General features: G+C 36.5%; 14 protein-coding genes. 9 read left to right on the forward strand and 5 right to left on the reverse strand.

All coding sequences use genetic code 11. The features are described from left to right. Window positions 1-67: 67 nt before the first annotated feature. The 3 genes from EGS71_RS20945 to EGS71_RS20955 all read left to right on the forward strand — a co-directional run bounded on the left by EGS71_RS20945 (window position 68) and on the right by EGS71_RS20955 (window position 4,031). The gene (locus tag EGS71_RS20945) at window positions 68-1,762 is read left to right on the forward strand and encodes an AMP-binding protein (RefSeq protein ID WP_001183739.1); all 1,695 of its coding nucleotides are present in this window, start codon (window positions 68-70) and stop codon (window positions 1,760-1,762) included. A gap of 70 nt (window positions 1,763-1,832) precedes the next feature. Continuing rightward, the gene (locus tag EGS71_RS20950; RefSeq protein ID WP_001029903.1) at window positions 1,833-2,504 is read left to right on the forward strand and encodes a class I SAM-dependent methyltransferase; all 672 of its coding nucleotides are present in this window, start codon (window positions 1,833-1,835) and stop codon (window positions 2,502-2,504) included. Between the two features lie 243 nt (window positions 2,505-2,747). Further along, entirely contained in the window at window positions 2,748-4,031 is a 1,284-nt protein-coding gene (locus EGS71_RS20955; protein WP_002157402.1) for a DcaP family trimeric outer membrane transporter, read from the forward strand. 45 nt (window positions 4,032-4,076) lie between these two features. Here the strand turns inward: EGS71_RS20955 and EGS71_RS20960 are convergent, their stop codons facing one another. Next, entirely contained in the window at window positions 4,077-5,285 is a 1,209-nt protein-coding gene (locus tag EGS71_RS20960; protein ID WP_000243046.1) for an SGNH/GDSL hydrolase family protein, read from the reverse strand. Between the two features lie 141 nt (window positions 5,286-5,426). Between EGS71_RS20960 and EGS71_RS20965 the strand changes: the two genes are divergently transcribed. Beyond that, window positions 5,427-6,332: a LysR family transcriptional regulator gene (locus tag EGS71_RS20965; protein WP_000119787.1), complete on the forward strand. Its 906-nt coding sequence runs from the start codon at window positions 5,427-5,429 to the stop codon at window positions 6,330-6,332. 1 nt (window position 6,333) lies between these two features. Here EGS71_RS20965 and EGS71_RS20970 read toward each other — a convergent pair whose 3' ends face one another. After that, window positions 6,334-6,624: a hypothetical protein gene (locus EGS71_RS20970; RefSeq protein WP_004736273.1), complete on the reverse strand. Its 291-nt coding sequence runs from the start codon at window positions 6,622-6,624 to the stop codon at window positions 6,334-6,336. Window positions 6,625-7,593: 969 nt separating this feature from the next. Here EGS71_RS20970 and EGS71_RS22515 point away from each other — a divergent pair. The 3 genes from EGS71_RS22515 to EGS71_RS20980 all read left to right on the forward strand — a co-directional run bounded on the left by EGS71_RS22515 (window position 7,594) and on the right by EGS71_RS20980 (window position 8,744). Then, on the forward strand, window positions 7,594-7,737 hold the full coding sequence (locus tag EGS71_RS22515) for a hypothetical protein (RefSeq protein ID WP_000251688.1): 144 nt from the start codon (window positions 7,594-7,596) through the stop codon (window positions 7,735-7,737). 269 nt (window positions 7,738-8,006) lie between these two features. After that, window positions 8,007-8,435, forward strand: a complete 429-nt coding sequence (locus EGS71_RS20975; RefSeq protein WP_001136759.1) for a hypothetical protein — start codon at window positions 8,007-8,009, stop codon at window positions 8,433-8,435. An 87-nt stretch (window positions 8,436-8,522) separates the two neighbouring features. Beyond that, a complete protein-coding gene (locus EGS71_RS20980; RefSeq protein WP_000498474.1) occupies window positions 8,523-8,744 on the forward strand; it encodes a hypothetical protein in 222 nt (73 codons plus the stop codon). Window positions 8,745-8,828: 84 nt separating this feature from the next. On the opposite strand, the gene surA1 is transcribed toward EGS71_RS20980, so the two are convergent. From surA1 to EGS71_RS20995, 3 genes are all read right to left on the reverse strand, one after another. Next, window positions 8,829-9,146 carry a surface antigen protein 1 gene (gene surA1, locus EGS71_RS20985; RefSeq protein WP_000132045.1) on the reverse strand — a complete coding sequence of 106 codons (318 nt, stop codon included), beginning with the start codon at window positions 9,144-9,146 and terminating at the stop codon, window positions 8,829-8,831. A 105-nt stretch (window positions 9,147-9,251) separates the two neighbouring features. Next, complete coding sequence (locus EGS71_RS20990) at window positions 9,252-9,473, reverse strand: hypothetical protein (protein WP_000108365.1); 222 nt, start codon at window positions 9,471-9,473, stop codon at window positions 9,252-9,254. A gap of 284 nt (window positions 9,474-9,757) precedes the next feature. Further along, a complete protein-coding gene (locus EGS71_RS20995) occupies window positions 9,758-10,237 on the reverse strand; it encodes a CinA family protein (protein WP_000482091.1) in 480 nt (159 codons plus the stop codon). 315 nt (window positions 10,238-10,552) lie between these two features. Here EGS71_RS20995 and EGS71_RS21000 point away from each other — a divergent pair, with 315 nt between their 5' ends. Next, complete coding sequence (locus EGS71_RS21000; RefSeq protein ID WP_001145692.1) at window positions 10,553-11,962, forward strand: iron-containing redox enzyme family protein; 1,410 nt, start codon at window positions 10,553-10,555, stop codon at window positions 11,960-11,962. Window positions 11,963-12,016: 54 nt separating this feature from the next. Next, entirely contained in the window at window positions 12,017-14,161 is a 2,145-nt protein-coding gene (gene katE / locus EGS71_RS21005; protein ID WP_002009133.1) for a catalase HPII, read from the forward strand. Window positions 14,162-14,215 lie beyond the last annotated feature (54 nt).

Genomic DNA, 14,215 nt, shown 5'->3' on the forward strand with positions numbered 1-14,215 from the left:
AGTAGTTGCAGTAACAACAATTAGATCAGGTAAGAAGAGAATTAGAAGAATCAAGGAGAATGATTCAATGCAACAAGAACGGTTAAGCTACGCCTCGGGACCAAGTACACAACCCTTATTGGGTATGACCATTGGTGAACAATTTGATCAGGCCTGTCAGCAATATGCTGAAAAGGAAGCGATTGTCAGTTTTCATCAAAACAGACGATTAACCTATAAAGCTTTACAGGATGAAGTAAACGCTTTTGCTTGTAGCCTATTAAAATTGGGATTAAAAAAAGGAGACCGATTAGCGATCTGGTCACCTAACTGTGTGGAATGGACCATTACGCAGTTTGCAGCTTTTAAAGCAGGGATTATTCTAGTCAATCTAAATACAGCTTATAAAAGTCATGAGCTTGAATATGTGTTGAATAAGGTCTCATGCAAAGGATTGATTATTGCTTCTCAATTTAAAACGACGGATTATCAAGAATTACTCACAAAAATTGCTCCTGAGTTAACCACCTGTACAGATAAAGTGCTCAGTTCAGAGCGACTGCCACATTTAAAATTTGTCATTAAAATTGATGACCAACAACATACTGGTATTTATCGTTTTAGTGATTTACTAACTACACCAACTTCTGAACAGCTAGAACAATTAAAACAATTAGCCAGACAGCTCCAGTTTGATGAAACCATTAATATCCAATTTACTTCAGGTACAACAGGTAACCCGAAAGGGACCATGTTAACCCATCATAATATTTTAAATAATGGTTATTTTGTCGGTGAAGGCATTCGTTTAACCCCCCAAGATAAAGTCTGTATTTCTGTGCCATTGTTCCATTGTTTTGGCATGGTGATGGGGAATCTGGCGTGTGTGACGCATGGGGCAACCATGGTCTATCCATCTGCTGTATTTAATCCTTTGGAAACTTTAAAAGCGATTCATCAAGAACGTTGTACGGCAGCTTATGGCGTACCAACCATGTTTATTGCAACCTTAGAGCATGAACAGTTTAATGATTTTGATCTATCGAGCTTAAGAACAGGCATTATGGCAGGTAGTCCTTGTCCACGTGAAATTATGCAACGTGTTATAGACCGAATGCATATGTCTGAAATCACCATTTGTTATGGCATGACCGAAACCTCGCCAGTGAGTGTACAAAGCTCGGTAAACGATTCGATTGATAAGCGAGTAAGCACAGTTGGGCATGTTCATCCGCATGTTGAAATTAAAATTGTCGATTTAGAAGGGCAAATTGTTCCGCAAGGGACTTTGGGTGAGCTATGCGTCCGTGGTTATTCAGTGATGGCTGGTTATTGGGGTGAAGAGGAAAAGACCCGTGAAGTGATTGATGCGGCTGGCTGGATGCATACGGGTGACATTGCCGAGATGGATCAAGACGGTTTTATTAAAATTAAAGGCCGTATTAAAGATGTCGTGATTCGTGGTGGGGAAAACCTCTTTCCAAAAGAGATTGAAGACTTTTTATATACTCATCCAGACGTAAGCGATGTACAGGTGATTGGCTTGCCAGATGCGAAATATGGTGAAGAACTTTGTGCATGCATTATTCTGCATGAGCATCACCAAGTCGATGAAGACAGCATCCGCCAATTTTGCAAAGAACACATTTCACACAACAAAGTGCCGCGTTATGTCCGATTCTTTAATGAGTTTCCAATGACTGCTTCTGGCAAAGCCCAAAAGTTTAAATTGCAGGAAATTATGCGAGCTGAACTTAATTTAACGGGAAATGTCTTTGACTAAATAAGTCAAAAGCTCGGTCAAAGTGCAACAAAGGAAAATCGAAATACGGTTTAAATAGAGGACACGCAAAATGGCAAAAGACTTTAATAGCCCTAAAGTAGTCGAAGGATATGATGTGCATATTCGTAAATTAATTCCGGGCTATGAAGTGATCCACCAACAGGTGGATGCCATTTTGCAGTCGGTGTTGCTACCAGATGCTCATATCTTAATTGTGGGCTGTGGTACGGGTTACGAACTCGATTATTTACTTAAAAGACATCCAAACTGGCAATTCACAGCGGTTGATCCATCTTTAACCATGCTGCAAAAAGCTCAGGAGCAGGTGGAGATTTTAGGTAAGTCTACCCAAGTCACTTTTGTTCACGGTGAAACTTCAGCTTTACCTCTCGAGAGTTGCTTTGATGCTGCACTTTCTATTCTTGTGGCTCATTTTATTGCAGATGACATAAAACCAGCCTTCTTTAAGGATATTTATAAGCGCTTAAAAGAAAAAGCGCCTTTACTTACCTATGACCTCATGACTTGTGCAAATCCACAGCAGCTTCAAGCATTACATTATTTGTGTTTGGCTCAAGGGTTAACAGAAGAACAATGTCAAAAAATGTTGGAGCGTATGGCGGAGGACTTTTTTAGTTTAACGACTGAAGGATATATAAAGCTTTTGGAAAAGACAGGCTTTGAAAGCGTACAGCCATATACGCAAATTTTGTCTTATCAAGGGTTTATTGCAAAAAAATAATACTATTGGGGAATATAAATAAGGGTTTAAAACCGAATATTCTCAATGTGGAAGAGAATATAAAAAATGGAAAATTAAAAAGTTGCTTTTGCTGCACTAGGGAGGGTGGATCTAAAAAATATGAGGGAACGTCTTTCTTGTGAAAGAAAGGCAAATTTTCAAGGATCTATTTTAGATAGGTACATAACAAAAAGGATGTCGAGACTTTTAAGACTACTTAAAGGTCTAAAGGAAAATTTCATGATGAAAATTTTAAATACAACGATTCAAAAAAGCTTGTTGGCAGTTTCTGTGACTCTGCTTATGTCTTCTGCTTTTGCAGGCCAAGTAAACCCTGAAATAGAGCAACTTCGCCAAGAAATAAAAGAATTACGAGCTATGCTACAAACTAATATGGAGGCTCAAAAATCTTTAGCTCAAAAAAGAGTAGAACAAGCTGCTCCTGTAGTTACTCAAGCTCCACAACCTATACAGCAAACATTAACTAAATCTGGTGCGGAATTTAACTTATACGGTTATATACGAGCAGATGCTTCTTATCAAATTAAGGGTGCATCTACCATGTATAACAATATTAGTGGCGTTCCTCTTGAAAATACGCCAGAAGAATCTGCACAGAAAGATCAGTTGCACAGTACGATTTATGTGACGCGTTTTGGATTGAATTTTAAAACACCTACCGCCATTGGTGATGTAGGCGGAAAGTTAGAAATGGACTTTTTTGGGGCGGCTACTCGTGATCAGTTTCGGATACGTCATGCCTATTTAACTTTTGATAAATGGCTTATTGGTCAAACATGGTCGACATTTATTGCCCCTGAATATTACCCAGAAACGATTGATGCGGGTACATTTGTAGGCAGTGCATTATTAAGATCGCCGCTTGTTCGCTATAGCGATAACTTAACGGCAAATACAAGTTTTGCAGTATCAGTTGAAGACCCGAAATATACTGCTGCAACAGATCCAGATAATAAAATGCGTTTACCTGCTTTAGTCGGACGTTTAAATCATAAATTTGCCAATGGTTCGATGCTTTCAGGCCGTAGTTTTGTTGCAGAAAAAAGAACTAACAATGATAGCGAGTGGGCGTGGGGGGTAGGCTTGGGCGGTAAATATCAAATTACCCCTGATACATTACTTAAAGCCGATTATTACCATGTCAAAGGTGATGGACGTTTCTTGCTATGGAGTAACAGTGGCTATGCAATAGACGATCAAAACAATATGCATAGCAATGAATTTGACACGGTTTCTTTGGGTATCACTCATCAATTTACACCGCAAATTCGCTCGACTTTAGGCTATGGCTATATGAAGGCTAAAGATGATAACCGTTTTGCCGAATTACAGCGTACGAGTACCACCCAAAACAAACAGCTTTGGCAAGGTTGGGTGAATGCACTTTATAACCCGTATAAGCCGATTACTTTGGGTATCGAATATGTTTATGGAGAACGAGAAACATTCGATAATCGCAACGGGATTGATAACCGCTTCAACATGATAGCAAGTTATGATTTTTAAATAAGCAGCCCCATCATGTGAAGATTTCACCTGATGGGGGAATCATTAATTTTTAATAATTTGATCTAAATCTACCAATTCTGCCATATGCTGATTGCCTCGATCATTAGGATGTAAATGATCTCCAGAATCATAAATTGGATTTAATCGATTGGGATGTTTTGGATCTTTTAAGCCTTCATCAAGATCAAGCACACCATCAAAGGTATGACTGGTTCTCATCCAGTGGTTAATGCGCTGACGTAATTGATCTTTGTTGGGTTGATAATAATTATCTAAAGGGGTATTAGGCAAAGCACCAGAGAACGGAAGTAAGGTTGCACCAATCACCTGAATATTATGTTTATGGGCCTCACTTACAACACGTCGATAACCTTGAGTGAGCGCTTCAAAAGAAGGTATTTGCTGTTTAGGAGCAAAAGCTGTACCGGGCCATGAAATGTCATTGATACCGACCAAAACAATTAAAGTTTTAACCCCTGAATATTGAAATACTTCACTGTTTAAGCGTTTTAAAACCCTATCGCCCATACCATCGGTAAGTAATCGATTTCCTGAAATTCCGCTATTAATCACGGCTACATGGTGTGCTGATAAACGTTTCGCTAAAAAATCGGTCCATCTTGTATTTGCATCTAAGGTTGCAGTCGCCCCATCGGTAATTGAATCTCCAACAACTGCAACTACATGAGCCTTTTGTTTGGGTTTTACCTCTATTGCAGACAGTAATAACCGTGCCGTCGTTGTTTTGGCATCGGTTGGCGTAGTTAAATTTGTTGTCTGATTTCCACTAATCAGCCAACTGGTTTGTTTGGCATCCCAATGAAATGTTTTAAACGTTGTAGGCTTTTGAATAAAGCTATTCACCACCAATTGAGCATGATCGGGTACAGGCAACTGAATTGGATCACTTATGAGTTGTTTGCCAGGTAAAATTCTTGCTTTAAGTTGACCAGAAAAATAAACGGGATAGGTGCTCTTAGATTTTAGAGTTACTGCGTTCGCTAAACCAATCGTTGTTTGATCAATATAAAGTGGCTGTTTACCATATTGATTGGTAAAAACGAGCCGAACAGCTTCACCGCCCAAACTAATTTTGCTCATTTGTCTAATAGTCTGATTAGATACTTGCTCTGGAATGAGTGTTGGAAAAACGAAGTCTTTATTCCAGACTTTTTGAGGGCTCGCAGACCAAGTGGTAATCCATTGGCTGTTTTCTACATCAGCTTGTGCCAAGCTCGTAATTAAAACCAAAGAAAATAGGGTAGCTTGCTAAAGTTTCATCTCAAGAACTCTTTAAAACGAATTAAAGGTATCTTGAAACAAATTGATGCCTTGTTATAGCGGGCTAAGCGGAATAAGATTTGTGAATACAATTCATAAATAAATTTTGCTATGTCTTATTTTGATATCAATCGTTCTGGCGAGTTGGCAATTTTTATACGGGTGGTCGAGCTTGGAAGTTTTTCAGCGGTAGCAAGAGCATGTAACATGACGCCGTCTGCCGTAAGCAAGTTAATTTCTCGTTTAGAAAAAAGACTGGGTGTCAGGTTACTCAATCGTTCAACACGTCAGTTTCAGCTTACCAGTGAAGGATGCCAGTTTTATGAGCAAGGCATTCAAATACTCAATGACTTGGACGAACTGGAACAATCGGTTACCGCAAATCATACACCGAAAGGGCGAATTAGAATCCATACCAGTTTTTCATATTGGACACACTTTTTATTGCCATGCATTAGATTGTTTAATCAACGTTACCCGGAAATTGAATTAGAAGCTCATTTGAGTGATGAAGTAATTAATTTGGTTGAACAAAGAATTGATGTTGCGATTCGAACAGGACCTTTGAAAAGCTCCAATTTGGTGGCCCGCTCGCTTGGCAGTACTTATAAACAGTATGTTTGCTCACCTGTATATATTGAAAAGTATGGTTGTCCTGAGCATCCAGATGAACTACATGAACATCAGCTTTTAGATGTAAGTTATCAACGCCAGAACAAAACCTGGTTATTCAAAAAAGCAACTCAGGAAATCAGCCTTACCCCCTCTAAAGTTTTAAAAGTAAACCATGGCGAAGCAATTTTACAGTTGGCACTGGCAGGTGCTGGCATTGCTCAACTAAATGAATTCCAGATTCGAAATGCGTTACAGCAAAAACAACTCGTCAAAATTCTTGAAGATTGGAATATTCATGCTTCTGAAGAATTTCATGCTGTCTGGATTGGCCACGATAAGTATGTTCCTAATCGCGTACGTACATTCTTGGATTTTTTGGTAGAGCATGCCTCTATAAATTAGTTTAGTGTTTGCTCGCACTCAATTGGCACTGCTGCATTGTTTGATTCATGGTTTCTACAAAGTTCATTTTTGCATCAATATTTTGCAAACTTAATTTTGGTAAACTTTCTACAAATTGAGGTGAATAATGCTGCTCTAAAGAATTATAAATACAATTGCACGCTGAAAGTTCATGTCCGGCCCATACACAACGCGTATTAAATTCATTTTTACTCATTGGCCTGCACCCCATCAAATTTAAAACACCTATTGTCAGAAGGCTCACCAAAACAAAACGATAGAGAAAAAACATTCTTGTTACTCTTCATGGGTTGTTGTTATCGTTAAGTGATGTTGATAGAAGTTTTAATCTTTATGTGATTTTGAATACATAAAACTTCTGCCCCCAATCTTGTATATCAAGATGGGTACACAAAAAGATTAAGTAAAAATTTTTCGAACTCTATAGTGTGTAGTTCTTTTAAACAGAGGATGAGAAAGAACTCTAAGAAATGACTGCTTGAGTGAAAGATGTTGAATGTAAGTAGGTTTAATAAAAGAGTTTAAAAAATATAGAATAATAGTCATGAGTGACTCCTTGGTTAAAAGAAGTTATGCCCACTCATTGCTCATTATTATGGTGGCGAAACGAAAGAGGGTTAGCAGACTGATACCTAAGAAACCAGCACACCCAAGGGTGTCCCACTCCCGTTCCTCCATCAAAGGCACGAGGGGCGTCACACCAAAAAACGTGTTTTTAGTGCACTTAGGTAGACGGTCTGCTAAAACCGACTGACAAAATTGGTCAGCGCGAGCATCATAAGCTGAGCATTGGGGTGGGTCAATTGCAAAAATAAAAGATTGATTTATATAACTTGATATAAATATTTCACTGTTTTTATTTAGAAAATAGAAAAATTAAAAAATATAATGTGAGTATAAATAATTTGAATATAAGTCACACTATTATTTTTTAATCTTATATATCAAATATTTATTAATTGTTTATTTGTATAGTATATCAATATCTCTAATTGGGTGTGTTGTTTGGCTAAACTATTTAATAATTCGAATTTTATAACATGACCAGCGTCTCCTAAACATTGCTTGCCAAAAAATAACCAAAATATCAATTGCAAGAAATATAATTTTATTAATCATAATTTTTGGTTTTTACAAAAGCTTGCATAATCTACAAAAGTTAAGAGAACCACTGCGGTAGGCCAACATAAGATAATGTTATTCATAAACCTACATTTTAATATTTATAAAGGTGATTTAAATGGTAAGAATCGTTTGTGCAGTAAGTATGGTGTTGGCAATTGCTATGGGTATGAGTGCTTGCCAAGATCGTAATTCAAGAAATGACGGCATGCATGAAGCAAGTGATCCAGCCACATCTCATGACATGAATAAAAACTCGTAATAAATTAGCTTCTCTAAAAAGCCTACTTTATTAGTAGGCTTTTTTAATCGTTATTTTATATAAAAAATATAATTTAATAATAATGAAATATATAAAAATATAAAATTAATCAAATATTTATTTTATTTTTACAATTTGGAGAATTTATTGTTGCCGTTTTGTTGCAATCTTAAGTTAACGTTTCAAAAAGTTAATAAAACAAACACAATAGCTTACTTATATTCATCCAAAATTCATTTTAGTAAGAGCGAACTATAAAAGGTAAGGATATGCCCCAATATTTAAAAATAGCTGAGAAAATATATCAAAATGTTAAAGAAAAAAAAGGCTTTACGGATGATCCGATGGAAGATCTTAATAATTTGATGATTGAACTCAGACAAGAAATAAAGGGGACAAAATTAAAGCTTTTATATAATTATATTGATTTTGCCGAAATACTCATTAAACCTTTGCAAGAGTCAAAAATTAAATTGGATTTAAGTCTTATTCCTAAAAGTAAAAATACTCAGGAGTTTGTACTTTGGCTTGCTGGTTTTATTGAGCGAATTACCACAGGTGGACAAGAAAAATTACCTCCAATTCGAGCTAAAATTACTTTACCCGCCTATGCCTATGAAGAAACTTACCCTTCGCAGAAAAAGCCTGTAAATAATGGGGAAGAAATAATTGAATATTTTAAGAAAAATCAAAGTTAATTTTGATGAAAGGCCTGACCTGATTATCTGAGTCAGGCTTTATTCTTGATAAGACCGCTATGATGAGTAATATTTAAGGTAGGACGTATGTTTGTATATTTTACAGATGGAACTTGCATTAATGATTCTGAGATTTATGGTGTAAAAGCCAAATATGAGCAAAATAAGTATGTAGTGGAAGTTACTATTAAGCCGACACATGTACTCGCTACAACACCGAGTGTACAATTTAAAAAAGAAATTTTTGATGATCCAATTTTAGCAAATCAATATCTTAGTCATAATTTTAATATGCCACCATTTTTTTAATGCTCATAATTTTAGGACAATAAAAAAGCCTATTTCCCAGGGCCAATAGGAAATAAGCTTATAGCTATGGACCTTTTGAGGATGTTACATATCATCCCATGCATCTTTAATCGCTTGTTTAGCGTGTTCCCATTTTAGGCGGGACTCAGCTTTTAGCTCTTCCCATTTTTGCTGCAAGCTGCCTTCCATATCTTCAAACTGAGTTCCTTCTTTAGATTCAGAACGAGCTCGATGACCAAGTTCATAAGCTGCAGAGAAATCACGATCATAATCTAGATCTGGTGTAGTTAATTGCGCTTCTTGATAATAAGGTCGAGTAAGATAGCTTTCGCGCCAGCGAGAGTCAGAATAGTTATGATCGCCAGCTACCAATTGAGCATGATCTGTATTTTGATCTGTCATCAGAATTCCCTCATATTTTATTGAATTTTATGCTTATATTTTGATTTAGGAAGGTGAGGTCACCTTCCTAAATGATCGACCGCATCAAAGAACAACTACAAACGATTAACGTTGTTGGTTGTTATTTGAGTTTTGTTGGCCAGAATCTTTTTGGTTAGATCCTTGTTGTTGGCCGCGGTTATCATTTTGCTGTTGTTGCTGGTTATTTTGTTGCTGTTGATCGTTTTGCTGTTGGTTACCGTGTTGCTGTTGATTACGGTTGTCATTTTGCTGTTGTTGTTGCTGCTGATTATTGCGTTGATTTGCTTGATTATTAGTAGTGCTCATTTTTAATACCTCATATCAATTATGACGATGTGTTTTATCTGAGAGCTTCAGATAGGGTTATTAAAACATGTAGATTTTAAATGTGTAGGGTAGGGGTGTTACCCTATATTTAACTGTAAACTTAAAATTTATAAATTTTAAATAACTTGCTGATTTTTAATGTATGTAATTTTAAGTCATAAACATTATTAATATGAACATTTAAAAAATTACATTTCAGCACATAATATTTAAGAAAGATAATAAATATTTCTAAATGTATATTTGTTAACTTTTATATAAAATTAACGCCTTTTGTCTTCTAATATAATAAGTTTTATATCTTGAGTAACATAGTAAATCAACTTTCTTAGTTTTAAAAAGGCAGGACCTCTTAAAACACGTCTAAAATTATAAAAATTATTTTTATAATATATTGAGTAAAAGAAAGTACCTACAGGTTTTTCTGGTGTTTCAGAGCCGCCTTTTTTCAAAAGACCTGTGCAGGCAACATACAGGTCGGCATGTAAAAGTTCTTTACCTTTATTAATCATTTCAACAGTCACTTGCATTGATTCTGCAGTATATTTTTCAATAAGCTCTTCTGAAATATGTAAGGTATTTTCCTTTACGCGAAGGTCGTAACTCACAAGGCTTCCAATCAGAATATCGCCTGAATAAGGACTTAAAGAGAAACGATAAGCAAGGTAGCCCGCAGAGGCACTTTCAAAAAATGCAATTTTAATTTTTTCCTTTGCTAATAATTCGCAACATTTATTGAACATTTTAATTCTCCCTACAATTGTTTTTAAAATGTTATAAAACTATTTAATTGTTTGCTTTGTTATTTTTTTAATGTTTATAATTTTGATGGTGAAGTTAATGTAAAATTGGATTAAGTTTTGCAAATTTTATATAAAAACAGTAGCTTAAATAATACTAAAAGTTTAAATGTAATTTTGCGTTATTTTATATGTCTATGAATTTTTTAGATTTATTGTATTTACCTTGTTTTTTAATAACGCAAAATAACAAACTTAAAACTCGATTATAGTTAGGGTGACGTATGGTAATTGATATCTCACAAACGGAGAATGAAAATGCCTGTTGTAGTGAAAAAACGATTATTAGACTTATTACAAGATAATCAACAAAATTATTATGAATTGTTTGTTTTTTTCCTTGATCCTGATGTTTCTAGCTTTGAGAAAGAGAAAAAGGCTAGAGATTTTCTTGTTAAAGAGATAGATAAACTAGAGATGAAGGAAATAGATTTTCCTTCGGATATCAATTTGATTAAGGCATGGTGTGAAAACGATAATAAAAAAAATTGTCAGGAATTTCAGGCATATTTAAATCGTAGACAATCTGGTCAAGATAGAGAGTATTTTAAGAACGTCGCTCAGGCATTTGAGTTTTTAATAAAGGTGTCTCCAACCAAAAAAGTAGACGGTGCATGGCTATATAGCTCAGTGCATTATTGGAATGATCCTATTTTTCATGAATTAATTATTACTTATCTCGAAGAGCTTGGGTTAGGTGAGCCAAAAGCAAACCATGTCTGTATCTATGATGATCTTTTACGCAGTCTAGGGCTAGACAGTTTCGATCTGCTTTTAGAAGACGAGTATTATCATCAAGCAGTTGTGCAGCTTGCTCTGGGTTATGCGCCTCCTGAGTTTATCCCCGAGATTGTGGGTTTTAATTTAGGCTATGAGCAGTTACCACTGCATCTTTTAATTTCGAATTATGAGCTTGCTGAATTAGGTATTGATTCTAAATACTTTAATCTTCATATCACTATCGACAATATTGACAATGGTCATGCCTATAAAGCCATTAAAGTTATTGAAGATATTTATAATAAATATAGAGATAAAAAACTCTTCTTGACCAAGCTAAAACGTGGTTTTGCCCTTAATAATCATGGGGTATCCTCTTCAAACATTATAAAAAATTTAAATACTGAAGACTTTGTCCATAGAATTTTCAAAAGAAAGGCGCTTGTCGGTCAGTTAATCCATAACGAAACCAGACAGTTTGGGTGCAAGACCATTAATCAATGGTTATCAAATCCCGATGACATTGCAGGTTTAATCACTCATTTAACTGAACACAAATGGATTAAGTTTAATACCGACCCTGAACAGAGCGTATTCTGGCGAATGATTAATGAAGAAAATGGAAAAATGTTTGGGGTATTTAACCCTGTAGAGCGCCAAATTATTCATGACTGGATTGCTGGTAGTGATCATTCTTCTAACTTCTTGGCATACAGCAGAGAACTAAAGAATAGCCAGCGTATTCAGGACTATCTATTTAGTTATATCTCGGATGGCGAACTTGATGCACTACAAGAGCGCGTCCAACAATCAAATGACCTTGCCATAAAGATTTGCAAACTTACTCCGTTTCTTGCCCCAGATTCTCATCATAAAAGTATTGGTCTTTGGAGTACTCGTAAATACGTAGAACTCCTTTTTCCTTATTTAGGTACGTTTAAAAACTAGTTTTATAAACGTTTTCTACTTCAACCCCAAGTTTAACTTTCAAAAACATAGGTAATGGACATGAACGACAATACTAAATCAACCAATAAAACAAGTGAAATGGCTGGTGCCGATGCAGCAAATAAAGCCAATACTACCCAGAAAACTGAACAGTTAGACACAGTTAGAGATGATGCAACTAATGAAGCTTTAACCACAAATCAGGGGGTTAAAATAGCGGATAACCAAAATAGCTTAAGAGCGGGTATTCGTGGCTCGACTTTATTGGAAGATTTCATTTTAAGAGAAAAAATCACCCACTTTGACCATGAGCGTATACCTGAGCGTATTGTGCATGCGCGTGGTGTAGGGGCACATGGTTATTTTCAGGCATATGAAGGAAACGAACGTTTAACCAAAGCTGGATTCTTGACAGACCCAACTATTCAGACGCCTATTTTTGTACGTTTCTCAACAGTGCAAGGGCCTCGTGGTTCAGCCGATACTGTCCGTGATATTCGCGGTTTTGCCATTAAGTTTTATACCCAAGAAGGTAACTTTGACTTGGTAGGAAATAACGCACCTGTCTTTTTTGTGCAAGACGGGATTAAATTTCCAGACTTTGTACATGCGGTAAAACCTGAACCGGACACAGAAATCCCAACGGGTGCAACTGCGCATGATACTTTCTGGGATTTTGTATCTTTAGTGCCCGAGTCAGCACATGCGGTAATTTGGGCGATGTCAGACCGTGCGATTCCTCGTAACTTACGTTCAATCCAAGGTTTTGGTGTGCATACGTTCCGTTTAATTAATGCTGAAGGTAAATCACATTTTGTGAAATTTCACTGGACACCAAAACAAGGTTTGAGTGCGCTGGTATGGGATGAAGCTCAAAAACTTGCAGGTAAAGACCCGGATTTCCACCGTCGTGATCTTTATGAAGCAATTGAGCAAGGTTTTTATCCAGAATGGGAACTCGGCGTGCAGATTGTCGAAGAAGAAGATGAAATGAACTTTGACTTCGATTTGCTGGACCCAACAAAAATTATTCCTGAAGAATTAGTTCCTGTTACGCCAATTGGCCGATTTGTTTTAAATAGAAATGTAGATAACTTCTTTGCTGAAACAGAGCAGGTAGCTTTCTGTCCGGGTCATGTAGTACCTGGTATTGATTTTACAGATGACCCACTTTTACAAGCACGTCTATTTTCATACACAGATACCCAGTTAAGCCGTTTAGGTGGACCAAACTTCCACCAAATTCCGATTAACAAACCTGTGTGTCCATTCCATAACAATCAACGTGATGGTATTCATCAGCATACCATTCATAAAGGACAGGCTGCATATCAACCAAACTCAATTGATGGAAATTGGCCAGTAGAAACACCGCCAGCGGCATCAAATGGTGGTTTTGAAAGTTATCCTGAAAAAATTAGTGGACATAAACTTCGTCAAAGAAGTGAGACGTTCTCTGATTATTTCTCTCAACCGCGACTATATTACAAAAGCCTTGCACCGCATGAACAAAAACATGTGGTCGATGCCTATACTTTTGAATTAAGTAAAGTTCAAAGAAAGCATATTCGTGAACGTCAAGTTCAACAAATTTTGGCTAATATCGACTTAGATTTGGCACGCCAAGTAGGGGCAAATTTAGGTATTGAAGTGCCTGACTTAACCCTAAACTATAAGAAAACAGCAGTTGAAAAATCTGCCAAGTTATCTTTTTTAGCTTTCCCACCTGAAGATATTCAAGGTAGAAAAGTTGCCGTACTTATCCATAACATGGTGAAGTCTGATGCATTGGAGGCTATTAAAAACTGGGCAATTAAAGAAGGCGTAATCCTTCACTTACTAGCGCCGAGCTTGGCTCCAGTCAAAGATCATGAAGATAACGTTATTGTGGCTGATGGCATGCAAATGTCTGAGCCTTCAATTGCCTATGATGCGGTAATTATTCCGGATGGCGATAACCTAAATACGGTTATGCAAGACGGGGTAGCTCGCCATTACTTACTCGAAGCTTATAAGCACTTAAAGCCAATCGTATTTTTAGGTAATAAATCTGATTTGCTTGAACCATTAGGTTTAGTGGCGGATGAAGGAACTTTAATTGAAGATGAGTTCCAGCATGTTGCGGAAAAATTTAAGAACCTGATTAAAGCACACCGTGTTTGGTCAAGAGAACAAATAGCTGCTCATGTACCGGCTTAGATAAAAAAAGCCCTGAAAGTTTAAACGCTTTCAGGGCTTTTTCTAAATTATGTT

Source organism: Acinetobacter sp. FDAARGOS_559, assembly GCF_003940475.1.
In the GTDB taxonomy this organism is placed as follows: domain Bacteria; phylum Pseudomonadota; class Gammaproteobacteria; order Pseudomonadales; family Moraxellaceae; genus Acinetobacter; species Acinetobacter baumannii.